The sequence below is a fragment of the Corynebacterium sp. HMSC069E04 genome (assembly GCF_001813175.1).
Taxonomy (GTDB): domain Bacteria; phylum Actinomycetota; class Actinomycetes; order Mycobacteriales; family Mycobacteriaceae; genus Corynebacterium; species Corynebacterium aurimucosum.
In genome coordinates this window covers 16,384-41,330 of sequence record NZ_KV811674.1, presented here as the reverse complement: position 1 = coordinate 41,330, position 24,947 = coordinate 16,384, and the positions used below count along the sequence as shown (strand labels likewise).

Annotated in this window: 22 protein-coding genes; 10 read left to right on the top strand and 12 right to left on the bottom strand. The window is 60.4% G+C overall.

The features are described 5' to 3' along the window. Nucleotides 1–38: 38 nt before the first annotated feature. The 4 genes from HMPREF2896_RS06370 to tkt all read right to left on the bottom strand — a co-directional run bounded on the left by HMPREF2896_RS06370 (nt 39) and on the right by tkt (nt 5,864). Nucleotides 39–971, bottom strand: coding sequence for a glucose-6-phosphate dehydrogenase assembly protein OpcA (locus HMPREF2896_RS06370; RefSeq protein WP_070444875.1), 933 nt, complete (start codon nt 969–971; stop codon nt 39–41). 22 nt (nt 972–993) lie between these two features. Beyond that, nucleotides 994–2,526: a glucose-6-phosphate dehydrogenase gene (gene zwf / locus HMPREF2896_RS06365; protein WP_083276434.1), complete on the bottom strand. Its 1,533-nt coding sequence runs from the start codon at nt 2,524–2,526 to the stop codon at nt 994–996. Between the two features lie 129 nt (nt 2,527–2,655). Continuing rightward, a complete protein-coding gene (gene tal, locus HMPREF2896_RS06360; protein WP_070718513.1) occupies nt 2,656–3,744 on the bottom strand; it encodes a transaldolase in 1,089 nt (362 codons plus the stop codon). 44 nt (nt 3,745–3,788) lie between these two features. Then, nucleotides 3,789–5,864: a transketolase gene (gene tkt / locus HMPREF2896_RS06355; RefSeq protein ID WP_210388749.1), complete on the bottom strand. Its 2,076-nt coding sequence runs from the start codon at nt 5,862–5,864 to the stop codon at nt 3,789–3,791. 325 nt (nt 5,865–6,189) lie between these two features. On the opposite strand from tkt, the gene HMPREF2896_RS06350 reads away from it, so the two are divergent. Then, on the top strand, nt 6,190–7,134 hold the full coding sequence (locus HMPREF2896_RS06350; RefSeq protein WP_010186753.1) for a heme o synthase: 945 nt from the start codon (nt 6,190–6,192) through the stop codon (nt 7,132–7,134). 71 nt (nt 7,135–7,205) lie between these two features. Here HMPREF2896_RS06350 and HMPREF2896_RS06345 read toward each other — a convergent pair whose 3' ends face one another. The 5 genes from HMPREF2896_RS06345 to mptB all read right to left on the bottom strand — a co-directional run bounded on the left by HMPREF2896_RS06345 (nt 7,206) and on the right by mptB (nt 12,893). After that, nucleotides 7,206–8,174, bottom strand: coding sequence for a quinone oxidoreductase family protein (locus HMPREF2896_RS06345; RefSeq protein WP_070444867.1), 969 nt, complete (start codon nt 8,172–8,174; stop codon nt 7,206–7,208). A 117-nt stretch (nt 8,175–8,291) separates the two neighbouring features. Further along, nucleotides 8,292–9,302, bottom strand: coding sequence for a COX15/CtaA family protein (locus HMPREF2896_RS06340; protein ID WP_070718506.1), 1,011 nt, complete (start codon nt 9,300–9,302; stop codon nt 8,292–8,294). An 82-nt stretch (nt 9,303–9,384) separates the two neighbouring features. Beyond that, on the bottom strand, nt 9,385–10,146 hold the full coding sequence (locus HMPREF2896_RS06335; protein ID WP_070710608.1) for an ABC transporter permease: 762 nt from the start codon (nt 10,144–10,146) through the stop codon (nt 9,385–9,387). A gap of 59 nt (nt 10,147–10,205) precedes the next feature. Continuing rightward, the gene (locus HMPREF2896_RS06330) at nt 10,206–11,120 is read right to left on the bottom strand and encodes an ABC transporter ATP-binding protein (RefSeq protein WP_070444857.1); all 915 of its coding nucleotides are present in this window, start codon (nt 11,118–11,120) and stop codon (nt 10,206–10,208) included. Between the two features lie 6 nt (nt 11,121–11,126). Then, nucleotides 11,127–12,893, bottom strand: a complete 1,767-nt coding sequence (gene mptB / locus HMPREF2896_RS06325) for a polyprenol phosphomannose-dependent alpha 1,6 mannosyltransferase MptB (protein WP_070710610.1) — start codon at nt 12,891–12,893, stop codon at nt 11,127–11,129. Nucleotides 12,894–13,031: 138 nt separating this feature from the next. Between mptB and HMPREF2896_RS06320 the strand changes: the two genes are divergently transcribed. The 9 genes from HMPREF2896_RS06320 (at nt 13,032) to HMPREF2896_RS06280 (ending at nt 22,236) form a co-directional block, all read left to right on the top strand. Continuing rightward, nucleotides 13,032–13,742, top strand: coding sequence for a helix-turn-helix transcriptional regulator (locus HMPREF2896_RS06320; protein ID WP_070444851.1), 711 nt, complete (start codon nt 13,032–13,034; stop codon nt 13,740–13,742). 61 nt (nt 13,743–13,803) lie between these two features. Then, entirely contained in the window at nt 13,804–15,210 is a 1,407-nt protein-coding gene (gene sufB, locus HMPREF2896_RS06315) for a Fe-S cluster assembly protein SufB (protein ID WP_201829579.1), read from the top strand. Further along, complete coding sequence (gene sufD / locus HMPREF2896_RS06310) at nt 15,211–16,401, top strand: Fe-S cluster assembly protein SufD (protein ID WP_070444846.1); 1,191 nt, start codon at nt 15,211–15,213, stop codon at nt 16,399–16,401. It abuts the gene before it with no gap. A 27-nt stretch (nt 16,402–16,428) separates the two neighbouring features. Then, nucleotides 16,429–17,187, top strand: coding sequence for a Fe-S cluster assembly ATPase SufC (sufC, locus tag HMPREF2896_RS06305; protein ID WP_070444843.1), 759 nt, complete (start codon nt 16,429–16,431; stop codon nt 17,185–17,187). Between the two features lie 64 nt (nt 17,188–17,251). After that, nucleotides 17,252–18,499, top strand: a complete 1,248-nt coding sequence (locus HMPREF2896_RS06300) for a cysteine desulfurase (protein ID WP_070643502.1) — start codon at nt 17,252–17,254, stop codon at nt 18,497–18,499. Next, the gene (gene sufU / locus HMPREF2896_RS06295) at nt 18,496–18,945 is read left to right on the top strand and encodes a Fe-S cluster assembly sulfur transfer protein SufU (RefSeq protein ID WP_070718502.1); all 450 of its coding nucleotides are present in this window, start codon (nt 18,496–18,498) and stop codon (nt 18,943–18,945) included. Before HMPREF2896_RS06300 ends, sufU begins: the two co-directional genes overlap by 4 nt. Further along, on the top strand, nt 18,946–19,374 hold the full coding sequence (locus tag HMPREF2896_RS06290) for a metal-sulfur cluster assembly factor (protein ID WP_070444828.1): 429 nt from the start codon (nt 18,946–18,948) through the stop codon (nt 19,372–19,374). Nucleotides 19,375–19,702: 328 nt separating this feature from the next. After that, a complete protein-coding gene (locus tag HMPREF2896_RS06285) occupies nt 19,703–21,334 on the top strand; it encodes an ABC-F family ATP-binding cassette domain-containing protein (RefSeq protein ID WP_070444825.1) in 1,632 nt (543 codons plus the stop codon). Nucleotides 21,335–21,498: 164 nt separating this feature from the next. Continuing rightward, nucleotides 21,499–22,236: a hypothetical protein gene (locus HMPREF2896_RS06280; RefSeq protein WP_070718498.1), complete on the top strand. Its 738-nt coding sequence runs from the start codon at nt 21,499–21,501 to the stop codon at nt 22,234–22,236. On the opposite strand, the gene HMPREF2896_RS06275 is transcribed toward HMPREF2896_RS06280, so the two are convergent. From HMPREF2896_RS06275 to HMPREF2896_RS06265, 3 genes are all read right to left on the bottom strand, one after another. Then, nucleotides 22,233–22,817, bottom strand: a complete 585-nt coding sequence (locus HMPREF2896_RS06275) for a hypothetical protein (protein ID WP_070718646.1) — start codon at nt 22,815–22,817, stop codon at nt 22,233–22,235. The genes HMPREF2896_RS06280 and HMPREF2896_RS06275 overlap by 4 nt on opposite strands. Next, nucleotides 22,810–23,499, bottom strand: coding sequence for a MerR family transcriptional regulator (locus HMPREF2896_RS06270; protein ID WP_070643511.1), 690 nt, complete (start codon nt 23,497–23,499; stop codon nt 22,810–22,812). The genes HMPREF2896_RS06275 and HMPREF2896_RS06270 overlap by 8 nt, the downstream gene beginning before the upstream one ends. A gap of 72 nt (nt 23,500–23,571) precedes the next feature. Next, nucleotides 23,572–24,936, bottom strand: coding sequence for a PFL family protein (locus HMPREF2896_RS06265; protein ID WP_070643514.1), 1,365 nt, complete (start codon nt 24,934–24,936; stop codon nt 23,572–23,574). Nucleotides 24,937–24,947: the final 11 nt, after the last annotated feature.

Here is a 24,947-nt window from a genome sequence, read left to right as displayed (position 1 = left end):
TGAATGATGGGACTGGGGAAACGATGGAATAGTTACGCCTACACACTGTAGTGCACGCGCGCTAAGGCGCGGAGAGCATGGGCGTATGTCCTATCCGAATCAAGGTGGCGCAGCTCTTCCGAGAGCACCTCCGCTTCGGAACGCACAGCGAGGCTCACGAGCGATTCCGGCGAACCGGGGACGCTGACCTTAACCGTCGTGGCGTCGACGGCCGTGACAGTGATATCCGCGGTGGGGCGCCGGAAAACTAAGGAGGTAATCGGGAAGGCGCCTGCCTCGCATTCCGAGATTCTACGGGTGACGGGGACGGAAAGGGCGTCGAGCAGCCAGCCGGCCGCAAAATCGACGGCGGCATGGTGCTCGGCTCCGGAAATCTCCACCGAATTGACAGGCTCGTGTGGATGGCGGTCAAGAGCAGAGGCGATGATGCCACGCCACAGGGTAATGGCGCCCCAGGACATGTCGGAATCACCCGGCTTATAGCCGGAGGACAGCACGTGAAGGTCGTATTGATCAACACCGCTGCCGAAAGCCACGTTAGTGATGCGGCGTTGGGCTAGAGCACCGATGGGCACGGCTGCGGGCGCAGGCGGGCAGGCAGTAGGCCACCAAGCAACGATCGGTGTATCCGGAAGAAGAAGGGGAGTAACTACTGCTTCTGCTTGGTCGGCGAGGGCGCCATGGAGGTGCATAACGACGATTTCCGAGGCACCAGCCTCGCCGCCGACGCGCAGCTCAGCATCGAGGCGGGTTTCCTCTTCGAGGGAGCCCGAGGCGATCACGATGACGCGGGAGGGGTGCTCGTGGGAGGCATCGCGTACTGAAGTGAGCAGGTTGTCAAGGTCATCGCCTTCTTCGGTCATAACGATGAGCGTAAGAACGCGGCCGGTCGTGAGCGTGTAATGCTCCTGCATCTCCACGAGCTTTTTAGAGATTTTGCGCGTGGTCGTATCTGGCAAGGGGATAATCATAAAGCCATTCCTCCTAGGGGCCCTACGGACGGCGCCAGGAATGACCCCGGCGGCGCAGCATTCTATCGGCAGACTCCGGCCCCCATGTGCCAGCGCGGTACTGCTCTGGCTGACCGATGTTGGACCAGTATTCAATGATGGGGTCGAGGATGGACCAGGACAGCTCCACTTCCTCGTTGGTGGGGAAGAGGGAGGACTCGTCTAAGAGGGCGTCGAGAATCAGGCGCTCGTAGGCTTCCGGTGATTCCTCGGTGAAGGCCTCGGCGTAGGCGAAGTCCATGTTGACGTCGCGCACCTCCATGGTGGAGCCGGGAACTTTGGATCCGAAGCGCATGGTGACGCCTTCATCTGGCTGGACGCGGATCACCACGGCATTCTGGCCCAGTGAATCAGCTTGACCTTGGTCAAAAGGCTGGTGTGGGGCGGTCTTAAAGACGAGTGCAATCTCCGTCACGCGGCGGCCGAGGCGCTTGCCGGTGCGCAGGTAGAAAGGAACGCCCGCCCAGCGACGGGAATTGACCTCAAGGGTGCAGGCTGCATAGGTTTCCGTCGTGGATTCGGGATCGAAGCCTTCTTCTTCCCGGAGGCCATTAACATACTCTGAGCCCTGCCAGCCAGCGGAGTACTGGCCGCGGGCTGTGGTCTTGTTAAGCGGGTGCACCGCGTTGGTGGCACGCAGCACCTTGATCTTTTCGGCTTGGAGCGCCTCAGGGGCAAAGGAGGAAGGCTCCTCCATGGCGACGAGGGCTAGCAGCTGCAGGAGATGGTTTTGGATGACATCGCGGGCAGCGCCGATGCCGTCATAGTAGCCAGCACGGCCTCCGAGCCCGATGTCTTCGGCCATGGTGATTTGCACATGGTCGATATAGTGCGCATTCCACATGGGTTCGAAGATCTGGTTGGCAAAGCGCAAAGCCATGATGTTCTGCACCGTTTCTTTACCCAGGTAGTGGTCGATGCGGAAGACCGAGGACTCTGGGAAAACGGCGTTGACAATCTCGTTGAGCTGGCGTGCGGAATTCTGATCGTGGCCGAAAGGTTTCTCAATGATGACGCGGCGCCAGGAATTATCCGTGCTATCTGCCATGCCGACGCGCTCCAACTGATGGCAAATATCGGAGAAGAACTCCGGGGGCACGGAAAGGTAGTAGGCCCAGTTACCGCCCGTGCCGCGGGAAGCGTTGAGCTCAGCGAGTCGGGCAGACAGCTTGTCAAAGCCTTCGTCATCGAAGCTGCCTTGTACAAACTCGATTCCCTTGGCGAGGTGCTCCCACACATGCTCACTGAAAGTGGTTCGTGCTCCTGCCTCGGCGGCTTCGCGTACGTAGTCGCAGAAGGCCTGTTTATCCCAGTCGCGGCGGCCGTAGCCGACCAAAGTGAAGCCTGCCGGAAGCAATCCGCGATTGGCCAGGTCATAGATTGCAGGCAGGAGCTTCTTGCGCGCCAAGTCACCCGTGACGCCAAAAATCACCATGCCAGAGGGGCCGGCGATGCGTGGCAGGCGCTTGTCCTTCGCGTTGCGCAACGGGTTGACCCACGCGCTGGTAGTGCTCACTAAGTGTCCTTTCGGTCTGTGTGAGTTAAGTCCAACTGCTCAGCATAGCGACCCGCGCCGCGTAGGCCATAGTTGCGTGGCCATAGACGGTGCGTGAGTCGCTGTTGAGCAATCACTGTTCGCCGTTGTCTAAGCGAGGCGGTCCGTCATTGAAGCAAGCAAAGCTTCCCATGCATCGACGAACTTGTCGACGCCCTCCTTCTCCAGCACTGCGAAGACATCCGCGAAGTCAATGCCAACTGCCTCCAGCTGTGACCACACCCGCTCTGCCTGCTCCGCAGAGCCACTGAGAGTATCGCCGTGCAGGTTGCCCTGCTCGAGTACGGCATCGATGGTCTTCTCCGGCATCGTGTTAACGGTATCCGGTCCAGCTAGCTCAGAAACATAGAGCGTGGCAGGGTAGTCGGGGTTCTTAACTCCCGTCGACGCCCACAAGGGGCGTTGCGGGTTAGCGCCAGTTGGAAGGTCTTCGCCGCCCGCCGTGAACTCTTTGCGGAACAGGGCGTAGGCCCGCTGAGCGTTAGCCACGCCAGCTTTTCCGCGCAAGGCAAGAGCCTCGTCAGCGCCGTTCAATTCCAAGCGCTTGTCTACTTCGGTATCCAGACGGGAGACAAAGAAGGATGCTACGGAGTGAATCCTAGAAACGGCCTTGCCCGCCGCAGCCGCGCGCTTGATTCCTTCCTTATAAGCTGCAATGACTTGGGCGTAGCGTTCGACGGAGAAGATAAGGGTGACATTGACGGAGATGCCCTCGGCGAGGGCGTCGGAGATAGCAGGAAGGGAGCCATCGGTAGCTGGGATCTTGATCATGAGGTTGGGGCGCTCAACCTTCGCCCACAGCTCACGTGCCTGCTCCAGGGTTGCTTCCGCATCTGCGGAGATGCGGGGATCTACCTCGATGGAGACGCGGCCATCCCGGCCACCCGACTTCTCGTAGATCTCGGTAAAGACGTCGCACGCGTTACGGACATCGTCGATAGCCAGTGCGTACACAGCTTCGTCCGCGTTAGCGGACTTTTCCTTCAGTGCTGCGATATCGGAATCATAGGAGGTGCCGGATGACATTGCGGCAGCAAAGATCGCGGGGTTCGTGGTGACACCCACGATGGACTTAGTGTCCAAGAGCTCACGGAGGTTGCCGGAGTCTAGGCGTTCGCGGGAAAGATCATCGAGCCAGGTTGACGTCCCGAGGTGAGCCAGATCATCAATATGCGTCATGGTGTGGTGTAGGTCCTTTCGTGAGGGGAACTCGGAACGGGAGACTAGTCTGCCTGCGCCGCGCTCAGTGCTTCGCGCGCGGCATCAGCAACGGCCTCGGCGGTGAAACCGAAGTTCTCAAAGAGCTCTGCGGCAGGTGCAGAGGCACCAAAGTGCTCCAGAGACACGGTGCGGCCGAAGGAACCGGTGTACTTGTGCCACGGCATAGAGATACCAGCTTCGACGGAGACGCGCGCGCGGACCGAGGAGGGAAGGACGGATTCGCGGTAGGAAGCATCCTGCTCATCGAACCACTCCAGGCACGGTGCGGAAACGACCCGGGTGGCAGTACCTTCAGCCTCGAGCTGCTTGGCGGCTTCCACAGCGAGCTGCACCTCGGAGCCGGTGGCAAGGAGGATGACATCTGGAGTTTCCTTCGATGCCTCAACAAGGATGTAGGCGCCGCGGCGGACGCCTTCGGCCGCCTTTTCCTTGGTGCCCTCAAGCACTGGAAGATTCTGGCGGGACAGCGCTAGGCCCTTCGGCGCGGCCTTGTACTCGAGTGCTGCCGCCCACGCCTGGGCCGTCTCGTTAGCATCGGCCGGGCGGATGACGGAAAGGTTGGGGATGGCGCGCAGGGCAGCGAGCGTTTCCACCGGCTGGTGGGTGGGGCCGTCTTCGCCCAAGCCAATGGAATCGTGAGTCCACACGTAGTAGGTATCGGTGGACATGAGCGCACCGAGGCGCACGGCGGGGTACTGGTACTCAGAGAAGATAAGGAAGGTACCGCCATAGACGCGGGTATTGCCGTGCAACGCAATGCCGTTCATGATGGCGGACATGGCGTGTTCACGAATACCGAAGTGCAGGTTGCGGCCATAAGGTGTGGCAGTCCAGGCATCCGTAGTGATGGACTCGGGGCCAAAGGACTCCGCGCCCTTGATCACCGTGTTATTGGAGCCTGCCAGGTCGGCGGAACCGCCCCACATCTCCGGCAGGGAGGCCGCAAGTGTTTGAATGGCGGCTTCAGAAGCCTTTCTGGTAGCCAGAGACTCGCCCGCTTCCCACGTGGGAAGCTCGGCGGCGAAGTCAGCAGGAAGTTCGCGTGCCTGGAGGCGGTCGAAGAGCTTCTTCTCTTCCGGGTTGGCTGCGGCCCACGCGTCGAACTTCTCCTGCCACTCAGCATGTTTCTGTGCACCGCGGGCAGCCAGCTCGCGGGTATGAGCGAGAACTTCCTCGTCGATGTGGAAGGACTGCGCAGGGTCGAAGCCGAGGACTTCCTTGGTCGCGGCCACCTCGTCTTCACCGAGGGCGGCGCCGTGGACGCCACCGGTGTTCATCTTGTTCGGTGCTGGGTAACCGATGACCGTCTTTACACGGATGAAGGAAGGGCGGGAGGTTTCGGCGCGGGCAGCAGCAGCGGCCGCTTCGATGGCTTCGACGTCCTCACCGGACTCCACGGTCTGCACGTGCCAGCCATAAGCCTCGTAGCGCTTGGCGACGTCCTCGTTGAAGGCAATGTTGGTGTCATCCTCGATGGAGATGCGGTTGTCATCCCAGAAGACGATAAGGTTGCCCAGCTTCTGAGTACCTGCCAAGGAGGAGGCCTCAGCAGTCACGCCCTCCTGCAGGTCACCGTCAGAGGCGATGACATAGACATAGTGATCGAAAGGAGATTCGCCAGCCGGGGCGGAAGCGTCGAACAATCCACGCTCCTTGAGCGCGGCCATGGCCATACCAACCGCGGAAGCCAGGCCCTGGCCCAGCGGGCCGGTGGTGATTTCTACGCCGTCGGTGTGGTGAACCTCCGGGTGGCCGGGAGTCTTAGACCCCCACGTGCGCAAAGACTTGAGATCCTCCATCTCGAGGCCGAAGCCGCCGAGGAAGAGCTGGATATACTGCGTCAGAGAAGAGTGCCCCACTGAGAGGACAAAGCGGTCGCGCCCCGCCCAGTGAACATCGGCTGGGTCATGGTTGAGCACGCGCTGGTAGAGCGTGTAGGCCAGAGGCGCCAAGGACATGGCGGTACCGGGGTGGCCGGAGCCGCAGTTCTGAACGGCATCGGCAGCGAGCACGCGGACGGTATCCACGGCGCGGGTGTCGAGGTCACTCCAGTCCGAAGGATAACGGCGCTGAACCATAGCCTGCAGTTCCGGGGACAACTTTTCGTGCGACACGGCGAAAACCTCACTTCGCTTCTGGAAACAGATATACCGTTAATCAGTGTAAAGGTTTTTCGATCTTCGGCGGGGGATTATATAAACCAGGTTTCGGACGGTAGTCTGGCATGGTTGACGCCGTTGCTCCCCGCTTTCGGATCTGGCTGGCGAGAGCTTCGAAGAGGAAACCTCGACCGTGCCACACAGCTCTCGGGATATCTCGGGAACTTTTTAGCGCGAGCAGACGACCACTACTTCAGACCTATAAGCCATACACCCACGTGCCGGATATACGGAGGACTATTCCTTGGAGACCATCAAGGCCTATTTTGCGCTAACGAAACCGAGGATCATTGAACTCCTCCTCGTGGCAGCAATCCCGGCTATGCTCCAGGCCCAGCGTGGATTCGAGGCGGTGTCCTCAAACTTCTGGCTCATCGTATCCACCATCTTTGGCGGATGGATGGGTGCCGCTGCGGCCCACACGTTCAACAACGTCGTGGACTATGAGATTGACCAGAAGATGCAGCGCACTCGTGCTCGGCCGCTGGTGCGCAAGACTATTTCGCGTCGCAATGCCGCCATTTTTGCTTGGGTCATGCTCGCACTATCCGTCTTCTGGCTGGGCGTGCTGGCGCATTCCTGGCTGGCGGCGTTCTTCGTGCTGCTGACTAACTTCTTCTATGTCATCGTCTACACGAAGTTCCTTAAGATGCGAAACTCCCAGAACATTGTCTGGGGTGGCCTAGCAGGCTGTATGCCCGCCATGGTGGGCTGGGCGGTGATCCGGGATAACGCACCGGCGGGGGAGCCTGACCGTTGGTGGCAAGCCGTAGTCTTGTTCCTCATCATCTTCTTCTGGACCCCGCCTCATACGTGGGCGCTGGCGATGAAATACAAGGAGGACTACCGCAAGGCCGGGGTGCCGATGCTGCCCGTCGTTGCCGGGGAGGTGGAAGTTACCCGCCAGATTGTGTGGTACACCATCGGCACGGTTATCGTGACCTTCCTTATTATCCCGGCAGCCTCCTGGATCTACTTGGTGGCCGCGGTGGCCTCCGGTGCGGTCTTCTTATGGATGGCAATCCGCCTCCACCAAGGCGTGAAGAAGGGCGCAAAGGTCAAGCCCATGCGCCTATTCATCTACTCCAATAACTATCTCTCAGTCCTCTTCATTGGGCTGTCTATCGACGCCGTCGTGGGCTGGGAACCCATCGGTCGCATGCTGGGCTGGTCGGCCGCCCTCTTCTAACGAGGCGGCCTGCCAACCAGATCAGCGAACCTCCAATTATCTCGAACTAGTCCAGGGAGCTACTCCTTGGACTAGTCTTCTCTTACGCGCAGAACGATGGAGCCGGTGGTTTTGCGCTCTTGGAGGTCGCGGTGGGCCTGAGCGGCTTCGGCGAGCGGATATTCCGCCGAGATGCGGAAGTCGAGGTCGCCATCGATGACCGCCTGCACCACTGCCTGGGCGCGCATCTGGAACTCGCCTTCCTGGGAGGTCCAAGCACCGAGCGAGGGGCGGGTGAGGAAGATGGAGCCGTGCTTGTTCAGCAGCTGCGGGTCCATCGGCGGGACGGGGCCCGACGCGGCGCCGAAGAGCGCTACCGTGCCGCGCGGCCGCACAACCTCAAGGGATTCACCGAAGGTGGCTTTGCCGACGCCATCGTAGACCACGTCGACGCCGCGCCCGCCATTGTGACGACGTACCTGCTCTGCCAAGCCACTGCTGTAGCGGAACACGTGGTCTGCACCCGCGCCGTAGGCCAGCTCTTCCTTCTCATCGGTGGAAACCACGGAATAGACGGTGGCGCCCAGGGCCTTGGCCATCTGGGTGAGGATTAAGCCCACGCCGCCCGCACCGGCGGTAATGAGGCAGGACGCACCTTCCCCCAGCTGATAGACACCGTGGGTGAGGTAGTGCGCCGTCATGCCCTGGAGGAGCATGGAACCTGCGACGGCGGAAGGAATCTCGTCGGGGACGGCCACCACGCGGTCGCGCGGCACGCAGACTTGCTCCGCATAGGAGCCGAAAGCGTGATCCCAGGCCACCATCGTGCCCGGGGCGATTTCCCCCTGGGGGTCGTGCACAACGCGTCCGGTTCCCTCGAGTCCGATGATGAACGGCACGGAGGCGTTGTAGATGCCTTCGCGGTAGTAGGTGTCGATGTAGTTGACACCGGCCACGGAGACGTCGACAAGCAGCTGCTCCTTCGTCGGCGTGGGGGATTCTACCTCGGCGTAGGTGAGGACCTCGGGCCCTCCGGTCGTGGTCACCTGAATAGCATGCATGGTGTCTAGGCTAAACGAAGCCGAGGGCTCCGCGCAGCAAAAAGCGCCGCCATCCTCACTTCCTGATGAGAACGGCGGCGCTTCGAGTACCTGTTTTACCGGCTCCGTTGGCTCTGCTTAGCTGTGGGCGGCGGGGACGTTCTCGCCACCGCGCTGGGAGGTGCTGGCAGTTGTGCCATCCTCGTTGCCGACGCGGCGCAAGCCATGCGCCCACAGCAAGGCGGTGAAGGCCGTGACCACTGAGGACATGCCCACGTGGAAGGGAACGGTCCAGCGGGGGATGTGGAGGTAGAACTGGGTGACACCGATAGCCCACTGTATGACGATGCAGGCAATGAGCACCCAGCCGGCCTTCTTCGCCACCTTGGGAGCGCCGGTGCGGTGCAAGAGGAAGACCACGATGAGCGTCAGCGCTAAGTAGACGTACATGCAGACCGCGTGAATGATGGCCATGCCATAGGTGTCCACGCCGAGGCGGCCCTCCATGCCCACGCCGGCATCACCGGAGTGGGTACCCGAGCCAGTGACAAAGGTGCCCGTCAGCAGAACGATGGACAAGGCCACAGTGGCCACCACTGCGAGGGTGCGCACCGCGGCGGGGAAGAGGCGAGCGGGAGTGCCGTCATCGGGTTCGTTAATGCGGGAAAAGAGCATGGCCGCGATCCACACCAAGACCATCGACGGGAGGAAATGCACAGCCACACTCCACCAAGAAAGCTTCAGCACGACCGACAGAGCGCCAATGAGTGCCTGCACCACGATGCCGGCGAGCCCCGCCCAGGCATAGACCTTGAGCTCCTTGCGGCGCTGCGCCTTGTGAACGACCACGATGCTGGCGATGGCAGCCGCCGCGACAACGAAGGTCAGCAGGCGGTTTCCAAACTCAATGGCTTGGTGGAGCATGGGGGCCGCACCCTCAATGGGCACCAAGGAACCGGGGTGGCAGTTGGGCCAGGTAACGCAACCAAGGCCGGAGCCGGTGACGCGCACAATGGAGCCCGATACCGTAATGCCGCCCTGACAGAACAGAAGGATGAGGGCGATAGTGCGCTGCATCTTCAGCGACGGGCCAGAGGCCACGCCGGCAGGCGCGAGGGGACGTTGAGAAGAAACATTTGCGGTACTCACGGCTATTCAGCCTACCGCTCGGCCCTGCCCCGGAACCAATATCGACGGGTGGGTCACACCACGCAAGGGAGAAGAATCACTTTTAGCCCTCGAAGCGGAACCAACGCACCGCGGCAAACGACGCCACTGCTGCCCACACCACGAGGACCACGAGCTCAATGCCCGGGAAGGAACCGTTGAGGGCGGTATCGAGACCAGCAGCCATGGCCACCGTGGGTACCAGCGTGAGCACCCCGTTGTCGCCGAGACCCTGGGAAAACATCGCCCACCCGACGGCCCCGAGAAGGAGAAACCAAATCAGGTTGGCCACTGCCAGGACTACCTCAGAGCTAAAGGTTCCGCCCAGCAGCAGGCCCAAGGCTGTAAACGTGGCCACTCCTAACGCCAAGGTCAGCACGCCGATGGCAGCGCCCCCAGCAGAAACTCGCAAGCCGAGGATAGCTGCGACAGTGCCGAGCACAAGGACCTGGAGCACCACCATGGAGAGCACGCCGAGAATCTTTCCCACCACGATGGCCCAGGCAGGAACGCCCGATGCGCCGGTGCGCTTCAGTGCACCATAGCGACGGTCGAAGGCCAAGGAGATGGCCTGACCTGTGAAACCGGAGGAGGTCGCTGCAACGGCCAGCACCATGGGGAAAACCTCATCCACACCATGCCCGGTAGTGTCCTTCAGCTTCGCGGCGCCGATCAGGATAGCGAGCGGGATAATGATGCTCAGTAACTGTTGCTCGCCGTGCCGCAGCATCAGTTTGGATTCGATAGCCCCTTGGGCACGCGCCATGGCCGCTACGCCGACGCGCTGCGGGTGCGGGCTAAAAGTGCCGGGTGCGAAGGTGCTCATGGAGCGTCTCCTTGATCAAAGAAAGTGGTGAAAAACAGTAGAGGAAATCAGCAGCGGTTCTAGCTGCGCATCTCGCGACCGGTGAGGTCCAAGAAGACCTCTTCGAGGTTGCGGTGCGAGGTATGCAGGTTGCGGAGGACAACGTTTTGTGCGGCCAAACCCGTGGCGAGATCCGCGATAACGGCTGGGCTGACCGTAGAGGTGAGTCGGTAGTGCAAGGGGCGAAGGGCCTCGGCGGAGATCCCGACCTCACGCAAGGCCTCCAGATCCACCGGGGTTGCGGTATCAAAGTTCAGCTGCGGGATGTCGGTTGTCTCCGTGAGGGAAGCTGCGGTGCCGCTGGCTACGAGCCGGCCGTGGTCGATGATGACGACATGGTCGCTGAGCGCTTCCGCCTCGTCCATGAGATGAGTAGTCAAGATGACGGTGACGCCGTCGGCCCGCAAAGAGCGGATAAGGTCCCAGACGGCAAGACGCGATTGGGCATCCATGCCTGCGGTGGGCTCATCGAGGAAGACCAATTCGGGGCGACCAATGATGGCCAGAGCGAGAGAGAGACGTTGTTGTTGCCCACCGGACAAACGGCGGTAGCTATTCTTTGCCACCCCGCGCAGCCCGAGGGTATCCAGAAGCCACTCCGGGTCCAAAGGATTTTCGTTATAGGAGGCGCTGAGTTTCAGCATCTCCTTGACCTTGATGCCGGAGTAGGAGCCCCCGCCTTGGAGCATGATGCCGATGCGGGAGCGCACTGCATCAGGGTTGCGAGCGGGGTCAAGGCCTAAGACTTCAATGTGGCCAGAAGTGGGCTTTTTGAAGCCTTCACACATCTCGATGGTGGTTGTCTTTCCGGCACCGTTAGGGCCCAGCAAACACAGGATCTCGCCATGTTTGGCGCGGAAACTCAGCCCGTTAACTGCGTTGACGTCGCCATAGGTCTTAATGACGTTATCCAATACAAGAGCTGATGTAGTCACGGAGCCTTAGTCTAGGACACGGACGCCTGAGCGTCGCAATACAACCCACCCCGCAGCGGCGAGCGCGAGGAAGGTCACCAGGGCGGCGAGGTAGATGATGAATACCGTCCCGGGAGGAAGCCCGAGTCCGCGGGGCAGGACGATGAAGCTCATCAATCCGGAATAGATCATGACGGCCAAGCGGAAAAAGCGGCGGTTAGCCCACGCGGCGAGCGGCAACACGGCCCACAGGATGTACCAGGGTTGGACAACGGGGAAAAACACCACGAGCACAAAGGTGGACACTCCCAGACCACCCACTGGGTGGATTGCGCCGCGGTAGGTGGCAAACAGCATGCGGATCATGAAACCGGCGGCGATAATGACGCCCACGGTACGGGTGACGCTGAGGATGGCTTCGGTGTGATCGCCTAAACCTAGCAGCATCCCCAGGGAGCCGGCGCCGACACCCACGGAGGTTGTCGCAGACAGCCAGGAACGGATAGTTGCTGCGCCGCCCTGACCGAAAATCCAACCTATGTCGATCCCCGTAATGACAGTGACAGCGGCGATGGACGCTGCGAGCACCAGCAATTGGGTCACGCCAGCGCCAAGCACCGCCCGCACTGGGGGGATGCCGAGCTTGTCGACGAGCCCGCGAGCCGCCGCCATGCCAACAAAGCCTAGGCCAATGAAGCCGGTGACCTTGACCATGCCCGCGCAAGAAATAAGGACACCCGAGGCTAGAAACAACCCCGACACTCGCCATCGGGCGTTGTGCTCGTCATTGACCGCCCGCAGGCCCAGCTCTACACCGACGAGAGCCAACCCCAACATGAAGGATTCATTGTGGATTCCGCCGACGAGGTGAAGGATGGTCAAGGGGTTAAGGATGCCCAGCCACAGCGCCGCCTCGGGGGATACACGGCATCGGGTAGCAAGCCGTGCACTGGCCCAGCCGGCAGCGATGATGCCGAAAAGAGAAAACACGCGGTGCAGCACCACACCCCAAATGATGGAATCGTTGGTCAGCCAGCTCACGACAGCTGCCAAGCCCAAGGCTACGGGGCCGTAGGGGGAAGGGGAGTTTGCCCAAATGAAGGGGACGGACCGGGCAAGATCATTATCTGCGCCCAAAAGTTCCACGGGGCCCGCGGAATAGGGATCGAGCCCTTGAAGCACGATGGAGCCGTTGGCGAGATAAGAGTAGATGTCTTGGGTAAACAGCGGCGCGGTGACGAGCAAGGGGAGAACCCATCCCAACCATGTTCGCCACATCTGACTTTGCGTGACTACTCGCGGGGAGTGGCTAAACCGCGGATCTGCGCTAGGTGTTGAGCCTGTACTTGCGCTCGCCGAGTTCTTGCCCAAGCGCAGCGGTGCACCCACCAACGGGGCCATGCATACCCAGGCCGTCACCATGAATCCGACACCAATGAAGACAAGGGCGGATGCTGATTGCAGCATTCGCGTCATGAGCGAGCCAAAGGGCAATGACTCATAAGGGTTACCCACGACGGGCAGGGCACCGGCACCTAGGCCGCCAAGCGCAATGAGTAAGGCTCCAATGGTTCCGAGCCATCTCAGGCTAAAAAGTGTGCGCAGCTGGGCTATGGTGCGGCGGTGAACGTCGCCAAGCGCGGCGTGATCTGCATCTTCGGGGGAGTCGGGAAAATCCTGGTGAAGGAGCGCAGAGCGGGATCCCGGGACTCCCATGCGGGGGAGTTCATCGCGCACACCCCAGATGACTCGGTGCAATCGCCCCGATTGGGTGTAGCCGCGCTCCATATTCATGCCTGTTTACCTTAGTCGCTCGGTGGGGAGAAGCGACTAGGTGCCCGCGACACGAATGAAAGAGTGGAAATCGGGAATGAATTAAGGAACACTAGTGTTGTCTAAAGGGAGAGTGTTTCATTCAAGGAGGTGTGCACCGTGACGAAGGAGTTGCCAAGGGAAACTCGCTCTACAGAGGGCGATACCCGCCGACACGTCATGCTGTTGCTTCTCAAGGACGGTCCGGTAACGGCGTCGTATTTGGGTGAACGTCTCGGTCTCTCTGCGGCCGGCATCCGTCGGCACTTAGACATTCTGGTGGAGGAAGGACTCACCGAGGTGGTGCACCGCCGCCCGCCAGCCCGTCCCGGGCAAACAGTAGGCCGCGGTCGCCCCGCCAAGCATTTCCGCCTTACGGATCAAGGGCGCGCCCAATTTGGTCACGCCTATGACCAGTTGGCGGCGGAAGCACTCACAGCGCTGCGAGAAGCGGGTGGTCCGGAAGCAGTCCGCCGCTTTGCCAAGGCGCGATTCGAACGCCTCGTAGAGGACGTGACACCTTTGGTACAGGATGAGGAATCTGTTCCGGAGGTGGCTCGTCAGCTAGCTGAGGTGCTCGATGCGCATGGCTACGCGGCCACGGTGACGTCGGTGGGCAACGGAGTACAGATTTGCCAGCACCACTGCCCGGTTGCCCACGTGGCCACCGAGCACCCGGAGTTGTGTGAAGCTGAACAGGAAGTCTTCTCCGCGCTATTAGGCAAACATGTGCAGCCCTTAGCCTCCATCGCGGATGGCCATGGAATCTGCACCACGAATATCCCCTTAACTCCCGTTCCACCAGCTTCGGCGGAGCGGGAAGAAAACTAATCGAACTAGAAAGGAGCGGGCTTTGACACAGGCACAACCAGCACCAGGGCTTGAGACCAAGATGAGCGATGACGAGATCATCTCTTCCATCGGTGGCTATGAGTACGGCTGGCGTGATTCCGACGAAGCCGGCCAGGCTGCACACCGCGGTTTGAGCGAGGATGTCGTCCGCGATATCTCGAAGAAGAAGAACGAGCCGGAATGGATGCTCGAGTCCCGCCTTAAGGCGCTGCGTGTATTCAACAAGAAGCCGGTTCCGACGTGGGGCCCGGATCTTTCCGGAATCGACTTCGACAACATTAAGTACTTTGTCCGCTCCACCGAGAAGCAGGCCCAGACCTGGGATGACCTGCCGGATGACATTAAGGAAACCTACGACAAGCTAGGTATTCCGGACGCCGAAAAGAAGCGACTTGTCTCTGGTGTTGCCGCGCAATATGAGTCCGAGGTGGTTTACCACAAGATCCGTGAGGACCTTGAGGCCCAAGGCGTTATCTTCGTTGATACCGACACCGCAGTGCGCGAATACCCGGAGATCCTCCAGGAATACTTCGGCACTGTTATTCCGGCCGGCGACAACAAGTTCTCCGCGCTGAATAACGCGTGCTGGTCCGGTGGTTCCTTCGTGTACGTCCCGAAGGGCGTCCACGTGGATATCCCGCTGCAGGCCTACTTCCGCATTAACACCGAGAACATGGGCCAGTTCGAGCGCACCCTCATCATCGTGGAAGAGGGCGCCTACGTTCACTACATCGAGGGCTGTACCGCGCCGATCTACAACTCGGATTCGCTGCACACCGGTGTTATCGAGATCGTCGTGAAGAAGGGCGGCCGCTGCCGCTACACCACCATTCAGAACTGGTCCACCAACGTCTACAACCTGGTGACTCAGCGCGCCAAGGTCGAGGAGGGCGGCACCATGGAATGGGTCGATGGCAACATCGGCTCCAAGGTGACCATGAAGTACCCGTCCTGCTGGCTGACCGGCGAGCACGCCAAGGGTGAGGTCCTCTCCCTGGCCTTTGCTGGCGATAACCAGGTCCAGGACACCGGCTCCAAGATGATCCACATGGCGCCGAACACGTCCTCCAACATCGTCTCGAAGTCCGTGGCCCGCAACGGCGGCCGCGCGGCCTACCGCGGCTTGGTGCAGGTCAACGCTAACGCTACGAACTCCGCTGCCAACGTTGAGTGTGATGCCTTGCTTGTGGACAATGACTCGAGGTCGGATACGTATCCGTACAATGACATCCGTAATGATCACGTCACCCTTGGCCACGAGGCAACGGTCTCCCAGGTTTCTGAGGAGCAGCTGTTCTACCTCATGTCCCGCGGTATCGCTGAGGAAGAGGCCATGGCGATGATTGTGCGCGGCTTCGTCGAGCCGATTGCTAAGGAGCTCCCGATGGAATACGCGCTGGAGCTCAACCGTCTTATCGAGCTGCAGATGGAAGGATCGGTGGGCTAAGTGGTAGCTTCCAATGAATTTAATCCTGCTGACGTCACTAAGGGAGACCAATTCACGTCCTTCAACGTAGAGGACTTCCCAGTGCCGCACGGCCGCGATGAGGTCTGGCGTTTCATTTCCTTGCGTAACCTGCGTGGCCTGCATAATGGTGAGTTCGCACCGGCTACGGCGCAGCAGATCGACGTGGTGGCTCCGGAAGGCGTGACCTCTGAGACGGTTGCGCCTGACGACGACCGCCTGGGAACCGCTGGCGCACCTGCTGACCGCGTTGCAGCTCAGGCGTGGTGCTCCATGCCGGAGGCCCAGATTGTCAGTGTTGCCGCTGATGCACGTCCCGACAAGCCGGTGGAGATCACCATCACCGGCGCAGGTGAGGGCGTGACGTCCTTTGGCGCGACCTCCATTCACGTGGGCAATCACGCGGAGGTCACCATCGTTCTTAAGTACGTCGGTTCCGGCACTCACGCAGACAACGTGGAGTTCGTGCTGGGCGACGGCTCCCAGGTCACCGTCGTCGTCGACGCTGACTGGGAGGACGACGCAGTGCACCTGTCCCACCAGATTGCGAAGGTGGGCCGCGACGCCGTACTGCGCCACAACACCGCTATCTTTGGCGGCGAGATCGTGCGCCTCGTTCCACGCGTAATTTTCGATGGCCCCGGTGGCGATGCCGAGCTGCTCGGTGTCTACTTTGCTGATGCCGGCCAGTACTTTGAGAACCGCCTGCTGGTGGACCACGACGTGCCAAACTGCCGCTCCCGCGTCTTCTACAAGGGCGCTCTACAGGGAGCTACGGCTGCGCAGAAGGCCGAAGCCGGCTCTGCTTCCCGTACCCCGGAGGCCCGCACCTGCTGGGTCGGTGACGTGCTCATCCGCAAGAATGCGAACAACACGGACACCTATGAGACGAACAACAACCTGATCCTCACCGAGGGTGCGCGCGCTGATGCCATCCCGAACCTGGAGATCCAGACCGGTGAGATCGTCGGTGCTGGCCACGCCGCAACGGTGGGCCGCTTCGACGACCTCGAGCTGTTCTACCTCATGTCCCGCGGTATCCCTGCCGCCGAGGCACGTCGCCTCATCATCCGCGGCTTCTTCTCTGAAGTCATTTCCCGCATCCCGGTCGAGTCCCTGCGCGAGGATCTGGAATCCCGCGTCGTCGACGAGCTCGCCAAGATCAACGCTTAAATCTTTCCGAAAGCAGGTACCAACTCAATGTCTACCCTGGAAATCAAGAATCTCCACGCGCAGGTGCTCCCACATGAGGAGGACGGTGAGCCCACGCCGATCCTCAAGGGCGTAAACCTCACCATCAATTCCGGTGAGACCCACGCTGTCATGGGTCCGAACGGCTCCGGCAAGTCCACTCTGTCCTACGTTATCGCTGGTCACCCCAAGTACGAGGTGACCGAGGGTGAGGTGCTCCTCGACGGCGAGAATATCCTCGAGATGGAAGTCGATGAGCGCGCCCGCGCTGGTCTCTTCCTGGCTATGCAGTACCCGACTGAGGTGCCGGGCGTGAAGATGTCGCAGTTCATGCGTTCCGCCGTGACCGCTATCCGCGGTGAGGCTCCGAAGCTGCGTGAGTGGAACAAGGAGCTCACTGAGGCTCGTGAGAAGCTGGCCATCGATAAGTCCTTTGCACACCGCTCCGTGAACGAGGGCTTCTCCGGTGGTGAGAAGAAGCGCCACGAGGTTATGCAGCTGGATATCCTCAAGCCGAAGTTCGCCGTCATGGATGAGACCGACTCCGGCCTGGACGTCGACGCCCTGCGCGTCGTTTCCGATGGCATCAACAGCTACCAGGAGGAGACCAAGGGTGGCATCCTCCTCATCACGCACTACAAGCGCATCCTCAACTACGTTGTCCCGGACTTTGTCCACGTCTTCGCCGACGGACAGATCATCAAGACCGGCGGCGCTGAACTGGCTGACCAGCTTGAGGCAGACGGCTACGAGCAGTTCCTCAAGTAGGCAGTAGCGCCGATCACGACCACACCACGACACGCTAGAGAAGAAGAACCGAGCACAAGGACCTATGCCTGAACTAGACGTTACTGCGATTCGGGAACAATTCCCTATCCTCTCGCGCACCGTGCGCGACGGTAAACCACTGGTGTACCTGGATTCGGGAGCGACCTCGCAACGTCCCCTGCCGGTATGGAAGGCCGAGGAGGAGTTCGTGCTCGGCACCAACGCGCCGGTACACCGTGGCTCTTACCAGCTGGCGGAGGAGGCTGATGACGCCTATGAGTCCGCTCGCCAGGCCATTGCCGCCTTCGTTGGAGCTGATCGCGATGAGATTTCCTTCACCAAGAACGCCACGGAGGCGTTGAATGAAGTTGCCTATGTGCTCAGTGACGAGCGCGCGGGCGAGCTTTATGTTGGTGAGGGCGATACCGTCGTGGTCACCGAACTGGAGCACCACGCGAACTTGGTGCCGTGGCAAGAGCTGTGCCAGCGCACCGGCGCGACGCTGAAGTGGTACTCCATGACTGAGGACGGCCGCATTGATCTCGATTCGCTCGAGCTCGATGACTCTGTCAAGGTCGTGGCTTTTACCCACCAATCCAACGTGACCGGGGCCGTGGCGCCCGTCGCAGAGTTGGTGCGTCGTGCTCGTGCCGTGGGCGCCATGGTCGTCCTCGACGCCTGCCAGTCGGTGCCCCACATGCCCGTGGATTTCCACGAACTCGACGTCGATTTCGCCGCGTTCTCTGGGCACAAGATGTGTGGGCCGACCGGCGTGGGCGTTCTCTACGGCAAGCAACAGCTGTTGGCGCAGCTGCCGCCTTTCCTCACTGGCGGCTCCATGATCGAGGTAGTCAAGATGGAGGGTTCGACGTTCGCCGAGCCACCCACCCGCTTTGAGGCTGGTACCCAGATGACCAGCCAGGTTGTGGGCCTTGGTGCAGCAGTGAAGTTCTTGAGCGAGGTGGGCATGGACGCCATCCACGCTCATGAGCAAAAACTCACTGCATTGGCCTTGGAGAAGCTTGCTGAGATCCCCGGCGTGCGCATCATCGGGCCTGAGAACACCGAGGATCGTGGGGGAGCGGTCTCCTTCATTGTCGATGGGATCCACCCACATGATTTGGGCCAGGTTCTTGATTCCCATGGTGTGTCCATCCGCACCGGCCACCATTGTGCGTGGCCGCTGCACCGCGCGTGCCAGGCTAATTCGACCGCACGCGCTAGCTTTTACCTGTACAACACTGAGGACGAGGTCGACGCCCTCATAGAGGCAGTGCGGGCTGCCCGCACCTTCTTTGGAGTGAGCGCATGAACCTAGATTCCATGTACCAGGACGTCATCCTCGACCACTACAAGAACCCGAAATTCTCTGGCCTGCGCGAAGGCCAGGCAGAGGTTCACCATGTCAACCCTTCCTGCGGCGATGAGCTCACCCTCCGCGTGAAGCTGTCTCCTGATGGTTCCACCGTCGAGGACGTGTCCTATGACGCCGAGGGATGCTCCATCTCGCAGGCTTCGACTTCTGTCATGGCGGAGGAAATCGTCGGCATCCCCCTCGAGGAGGCGAACGCCAAGCTGGCCGAGTTCGAGAAGATGGTGACCTCCCGCGGGGAGGTTGAAGGTAATGACGAGATCATCGGGGACGGCATCGCCTTCGCCGGCGTAGCCAAGTTCCCCGCCCGTGTAAAGTGCGCTCTCCTCGGTTGGAAAGCTTTCCAAGCCGCCACCGTCGAAGCGCTGAATGAATTGGAGAAGTAGATGGCTGATAACACTGAAACCACTGGTGGCAGCACTGATCCTTACCAGGATCAGAATGCTTCCTTTGATGGCGCTGCTGTCAAGCCTGAACAAACCGAAGAGCAGATTTCCAAGGTCTTCGATATCACCGAGTATCTTCGCGATGTCATCGACCCGGAGCTTGGCATCAACATCGTTGATCTGGGTTTGGTTTATGACGTCTGGCTCGACGAGATCGACGGCAAGAACACCTGCGTCATTAACATGACTCTGACCTCCCCGGCTTGTCCGCTCACTGATGTCATCGGCGAGCAGATCGAGGATGTCATCGTGGGCAACAAGCTCGCCGAGGCAGTCCAGCTCAACTGGGTCTGGATGCCACCGTGGGGCCCGAACATGATTACTGAGGAGGGCCGCGAGATGCTCCAGGCCCTCGGCTTCGCCGTATAGAGTCTGCGAGACGTCGCGGCTAGTCCCACCGCCGGTTCGAGAGTGCACATTCTCCTTGTGTCCACACGAACCGGCGGTGTTCTGCGTATATGTGAGCATCCCTCGCCACTGTCAACGCGGTCTCCTCAACCAAAAGCAAAGCCCCAGACCTCGATCCCGAAAGACGCAGGTGGGCGTCGCCAAGCACTGGCTCACTCAGTAGAGGCGAACAGGAGGTTGCGGGATCGAGGTCTGGGGATCTATTCGTCAGTGGTGGTTCGCAAGCGATGCTGTGCCTGGGCGCCGTGCAGTTCGGGTTTAACTGCCCTGGTTGCTAGACTGTTTCGACGTGATTGTGACCAATGATTTCGAGGTGCGCGTGGGCGCACGCACGCTTCTCGACGCCCCCGGCCAGCACCTTCGAGTGCAACCGGGGGATCGTATCGGCTTGGTCGGCCGCAATGGCGCGGGCAAGACGACGACGATGCGCATCCTGGCGGGGGAGACCGAGCCCTATGGCGGCTCGGTGACGCGCTCAGGTCCTATTGGTTACCTGCCGCAGGATTCCCGTGAGGGCAATATCGAGCAGACCGCTCGTGAGCGCGTGCTCTCTGCTCGCGGCTTAGATGAGATCAAGCGCCGCATGGCCAAGCAGCAAGAGCTGATGGAAACCGCCACGGACGATAGGTTCCGCGACAAGGCCATTCGTAAGTTCTCCCGTCTGGAGGAGGAATACCACACGTTAGGTGGCTACGAGGCAGACTCCGAGTGCGCCCAGATCTGCGACAACTTGGGCCTGCCGCAGCGCGTGCTCGACCAGCAGCTTAAGACGCTGTCCGGCGGTCAGCGCCGCCGAGTGGAGCTGGCGCAGATTCTCTTCGCAGCTTCGGCTGGGTCAGGCAAGTCCCAGACCACGCTGCTTCTCGACGAGCCCACGAACCACCTCGACGCGGATTCGATTACGTGGTTGCGCGGCTTCTTATCCAAGCACGAGGGTGGCCTCGTGATGATTTCCCACGACGTCGACCTGCTGGAAGCCGTCTGCAACAAGGTCTGGTTCCTTGATGCCGTGCGCGCCGAAGCAGACGTCTACAACATGGGCTTTAAGAAGTACCTTGATGCTCGCGCCACCGATGAGGCACGCCGCCGCCGCGAGCGCGCCAACGCGGAGAAGAAAGCCGCAGCACTACACAAGCAAGCCGCCAAGTTGGGAGCGAAGGCCACGAAGGCCGCCGCCGCCAAGCAGATGCTGCACCGTGCTGAGCGCATGATGAACGAGCTGGATGATGTTCGCGTGGCCGATAAGGTAGCCCACATTAAGTTCCCGGAACCAGCTCCCTGCGGCAAGACTCCGATGAACGCCAAGGGCCTGACCAAGATGTACGGTTCGCTGGAGGTTTTTGCCGGCGTCGATTTGGCCATCGACAAGGGCTCCCGCGTGGTTGTGCTGGGCTATAACGGTGCCGGCAAGACGACTCTGCTTAAGCTTCTGGCGGGCGTGGAGCGCACCGATGGCGAGGGCGGCATCGTCTCCGGCCACGGCCTGCGCATCGGCTACTTTGCGCAGGAGCATGACAACATCGACCCAGACAAGACCGTGTGGGAAAATACCATCGAGGCCTGTCCTGATGCTGGCCAGCAGGATTTGCGTGGACTGCTGGGTGCCTTCATGTTCTCCGGTGACAAGTTGGAGCAACCCGCCGGAACGCTCTCCGGTGGTGAGAAAACCCGACTGTCGCTGGCAACGCTGGTGTCCTCGCGTGCCAACGTGCTGCTTCTCGACGAGCCTACAAACAACCTCGACCCACAGTCCCGCGAGCAGGTGCTCGATGCCCTAGGCACCTACACCGGCGCCGTGGTCTTGGTTACCCACGACCCGGGTGCGGTCAAGGCGCTCAACCCGGAACGCGTCATCATCATGCCGGACGGCGATGAGGATTTGTGGAACGACGAGTACATGGAAATCGTGGAGCTAGCCTAAAGACTATTTCCCAAATATAGCTCTGTCCTGATTCTGCTTCCTGCGCTAGACTCGGGCTCACAACCACACCGCTCAAGACTCTTCTCTTGGGTCCTTCCGCTTCCCACGCACAGGGTCTAGAAGTGGTAAGACCCCTTCGCGCCGCCGCTGGAGAGGAAGAGACCATGAGCACCGCCGCGACCCTAGATTCCGTCATCGAACCTTTGCTCACCGGATTGGTGAGCAAGCGCCCTGAAGTACGAGTGGACTGGGCCTATACCGAATTGAAAGAAGGCATTGAGTCAGGCCAGTGGGACAGCCATCTCGGCCAGATTCGGGAGCGCCTCACCGGTTACCTGCGTACAGGCAAGGTGTGGACCAAGGCTTTGTCCGCTCAGTTGCTGAATGTGCTCGCGGAAGCAGGCCACTTCCACTACGAGGACTACCTCACCTTCCGCGCGTGGTATGTCACAGAGGAGGACACACGCGGCATCGTCAAAGACATTGGTCCTATCATGGCCGTCGGCTACGGCGCTGACTACGTAGAAACCTGTGTTCGCATAGGAATGATCCCGGCTGTCGAAGGTGCGGCGATCATCTCGTGCCGCCTTCGCGCGCCCGGAGGAGTGTGGCATGACGATGAGAGCATCCGCTTAGCGCGTGCGGCCTGCACCACGATTGCCAAGAGTACCTCGCCGCATATCCTCGAAATTTGGACCGAACGGCTGAGCACTACCGTGCTCACCGAAGGCATTCGCAACAATAACCGTGCCGTAGTCGAAAATTTCGCCCACTTTCTTACGGCCATAGCTGACATGGTCCGCAGTGAACCGGAGAAGTGGGGAATTGACGCTGAACGTGCGGATCTCGTGTTGCCGATGATTGCGGAGATTGAAGAAGAACTTCGCAACGCCAGTAATTAGCAAGAAATAGCACCATAAAAGCGCACCTTCGTTACCTCCTTTGGGTGAGCGCACTGCCATGGGTAGCGGTCCGGTGATGCCTGGACGGGTTCACTGAGGTCAAGGATGGTATCGGTACCAGCTGGGCCACCTACAGTTAGTTCACCTTTGTTTATAACAACCGCTGATTCGAATGTTCGGTCTGCCCGCCTGCTACGGACAAGAACCATCGGTACCTTAACGAAGACAGTTTTTCCGCGCCGCAAAACCGTGAGTTCGTCGGTGACATAGCTAGGTCGAATACGTTCGGCAGCGATCAAGCCCCACACAAAAATAATGGCCCACAGCGACAACACTAACGCCAGAATTCGTAGAACGCCCACAGGGAGTAGAAAGTGAACGGCCACCATTTCAACCACCAGCACCGCAGTGACGAAGCCGAGCATCTGTAGCCTGCCCGGAGGGTGGGGAAGTGCCACCGCTCCGGCGGGGACCAACGTCTGGCCCCGCATCCAGCGCCACAGATCGTGGTAGAGGCCCAATTCATATTTGGCTAGGCGAAATCCAGGATGTTTCTCCACAAATCGCCAGATACTAGCCACCTGAGCCACCTACCAAAGCTTTGAGCGCTACACCTTGCGCACCAGTAGTCGGAGCATCAGCCACGGTCAGCGGAGCGTTACCAGGTCGCAAGGTGGGATAGATTCCTCGCATCAACCCGTGTTCCCCCAGGTAGCGCATCTTCTCGATGATACGCGCGACCTCACAATCATGCGGAGACAGCGAGCCAAGCTCTCGCCACAACATTTCAGCCTCGCGGAGAGCTGCAAGGCAATAGTCGTCGGCGAGGTTCTGTCGTAGCTGTTTCCAGGTGGCTGATGTAGCGACTCCGGTAAGTGCAATGAGATCCCAGGAATCCAGTTCGAGTTGAAGCATTGCCGGATCCTCGATGACCTGGCTGAGGGAGTCACGGATATCCTCTGGTGTCCCTTTGGGGGCTTGAGAAAGGGCACGCAAACGTTCTCGCTGCTGTTGCAGCCGAGCAATGCGCTCATCCAGCATGTTAAACGAGCGCTCGACCGCATCAGGAGATGAGACATCAGCGACGGGAACGCCGGCGTCGATAAGTGCACGCGCTCGCAGCACCGAAGCCAGGTCAGAGACAGAATAGTCGCGATAGTTTCCGCTGGTGCGTGCGGGTTCAGGAACCGCGCCCGTTTCGTGCAAATGGCGCACGGAGCGCACTGAGCAACCAGCGACCGCGGCGACGTCCGATATCTTCATAGGATAAAGCTAAACCCTCACATTGTGTGAGGGTCAAGTGCTCGGTGCGCATTGCTCCGTGTGGTGTTCTCCTTAGTTGCGGAAACCGTGCACCGGCGCCGGGATGAAGCCACCGCGTTTGATGAAGGTGGAGTTGCCCACTTCATTAACCGGGATGACCGGGGCGTAGCCCAGAAGGCCGCCGAAGTTGACCTCGTCGCCAGCCTTGGTACCTGGAGCAGGGACGACGCGCACGGCGGTTGTCTTATGGTTCATCACGCCAATGGCGGCTTCGTCCGCGATCATACCGGCGATGGTCTCCGCAGAGGTATCGCCCGGAATGGCGATCATGTCCAAGCCCACAGAGCAGATCGAGGTCATGGCCTCCAGCTTGTCAATGGAGATAGCGCCAGAGCGCACCGCATCGATCATCCCCTTGTCCTCAGAAACCGGGATGAAGGAACCGGACAGACCACCCACGCGGGAGCAGGCCATCATGCCGCCCTTCTTGACGGCGTCGTTAAGCAACGCGAGCGCTGCCGTGGTGCCGTGCGTGCCCACCTGATCCAGCCCCATATGCTCCAGGATGTGTGCGACGGAGTCACCCAGTTCCGCGGTGGGAGCAAGCGAGAGGTCAATGATGCCAAAGGGGACACCGAGGCGCTGAGAAGCCATGGAACCCACGAGCTGGCCGGCGCGAGTTACCTTGAAGGCTGCCTTCTTGACTTCCTCGGCGACCTCATTGAGGGTGGCTCCCTCAAGGGAGCCGAGCGCGCGATCGACGACACCGGGTCCGGATACGCCAACAGAAACCACGCAGTCCGGCTCCTCAATACCGTGGAAAGCGCCGGCCATGAAGGGGTTATCGCCCACGGAGTTGGAGAAGATCACGAGCTTGGCGCAACCGATAGCGCTGCGGTCCTTGGTCAGCTCGGCTGCTTCCTTGATGATGCGTCCCATCTGGGCCGCGGCATTCATGTTGATGCCGGCGCGGGAGGAGGCGATGTTCACCGAGGAGCAGACGAGGTTCGTCTCTGCGAGGGCTTCCGGGATGGATCGGATCAGGGCCTTTTCAGCAGTGGTAGCGCCCTTTTCAACGAGCGCGGAGTAGCCGCCAACGAAGTCGACGCCGGTCGCGGCTGCCGCACGGTCGAGCGCGCGGGCGACGTCTACGGGGTTTCCTTCGACGCCGGCCACGATGAGCGCGATTGGGGTGACGGAGATGCGCTTGTTGACGATCGGGATGCCGAGCTCGGCCTCGATTCCCTCGCACACCTCAACCAGCTGTGCGGCGCGGGTGGTCACGAGGTCGTAGACAGCCTCAGCGGTGGCTTCCATGGTGGAGCGCGTGCAGCCGAGCAGCGAAATGCCCATGGTGACGGTGCGGATATCGAGACGGTATTTCTCGATCATCTCGATGGTGTCGAGAATGCTGGCGGTATTGAAGCGGTTAAGCATGACTGGTTATC

Excerpts from the sequence above, each read along its gene's own strand:
- HMPREF2896_RS06370 (WP_070444875.1), bottom strand. The coding sequence starts at position 971 with ATGATTATCCCCTTGCCAGATACGACCACGCGCAAAATCTCTAAAAAG.
- tal (WP_070718513.1), bottom strand. The coding sequence starts at position 3,744 with ATGACGCATATTGATGATCTGGCTCACCTCGGGACGTCAACCTGGCTC.
- tkt (WP_210388749.1), bottom strand. The coding sequence starts at position 5,864 with ATGGTTCAGCGCCGTTATCCTTCGGACTGGAGTGACCTCGACACCCGC.
- HMPREF2896_RS06345 (WP_070444867.1), bottom strand. The coding sequence starts at position 8,174 with ATGCATGCTATTCAGGTGACCACGACCGGAGGGCCCGAGGTCCTCACC.
- HMPREF2896_RS06335 (WP_070710608.1), bottom strand. The coding sequence starts at position 10,146 with ATGAGCACCTTCGCACCCGGCACTTTTAGCCCGCACCCGCAGCGCGTC.
- mptB (WP_070710610.1), bottom strand. The coding sequence starts at position 12,893 with ATGAATATGGAGCGCGGCTACACCCAATCGGGGCGATTGCACCGAGTC.
- sufB (WP_201829579.1), top strand. The coding sequence starts at position 13,804 with ATGAGCGATGACGAGATCATCTCTTCCATCGGTGGCTATGAGTACGGC.
- sufC (WP_070444843.1), top strand. The coding sequence starts at position 16,429 with ATGTCTACCCTGGAAATCAAGAATCTCCACGCGCAGGTGCTCCCACAT.
- HMPREF2896_RS06300 (WP_070643502.1), top strand. The coding sequence starts at position 17,252 with ATGCCTGAACTAGACGTTACTGCGATTCGGGAACAATTCCCTATCCTC.
- sufU (WP_070718502.1), top strand. The coding sequence starts at position 18,496 with ATGAACCTAGATTCCATGTACCAGGACGTCATCCTCGACCACTACAAG.
- HMPREF2896_RS06290 (WP_070444828.1), top strand. The coding sequence starts at position 18,946 with ATGGCTGATAACACTGAAACCACTGGTGGCAGCACTGATCCTTACCAG.
- HMPREF2896_RS06280 (WP_070718498.1), top strand. The coding sequence starts at position 21,499 with ATGAGCACCGCCGCGACCCTAGATTCCGTCATCGAACCTTTGCTCACC.
- HMPREF2896_RS06270 (WP_070643511.1), bottom strand. The coding sequence starts at position 23,499 with ATGAAGATATCGGACGTCGCCGCGGTCGCTGGTTGCTCAGTGCGCTCC.
- HMPREF2896_RS06265 (WP_070643514.1), bottom strand. The coding sequence starts at position 24,936 with ATGCTTAACCGCTTCAATACCGCCAGCATTCTCGACACCATCGAGATG.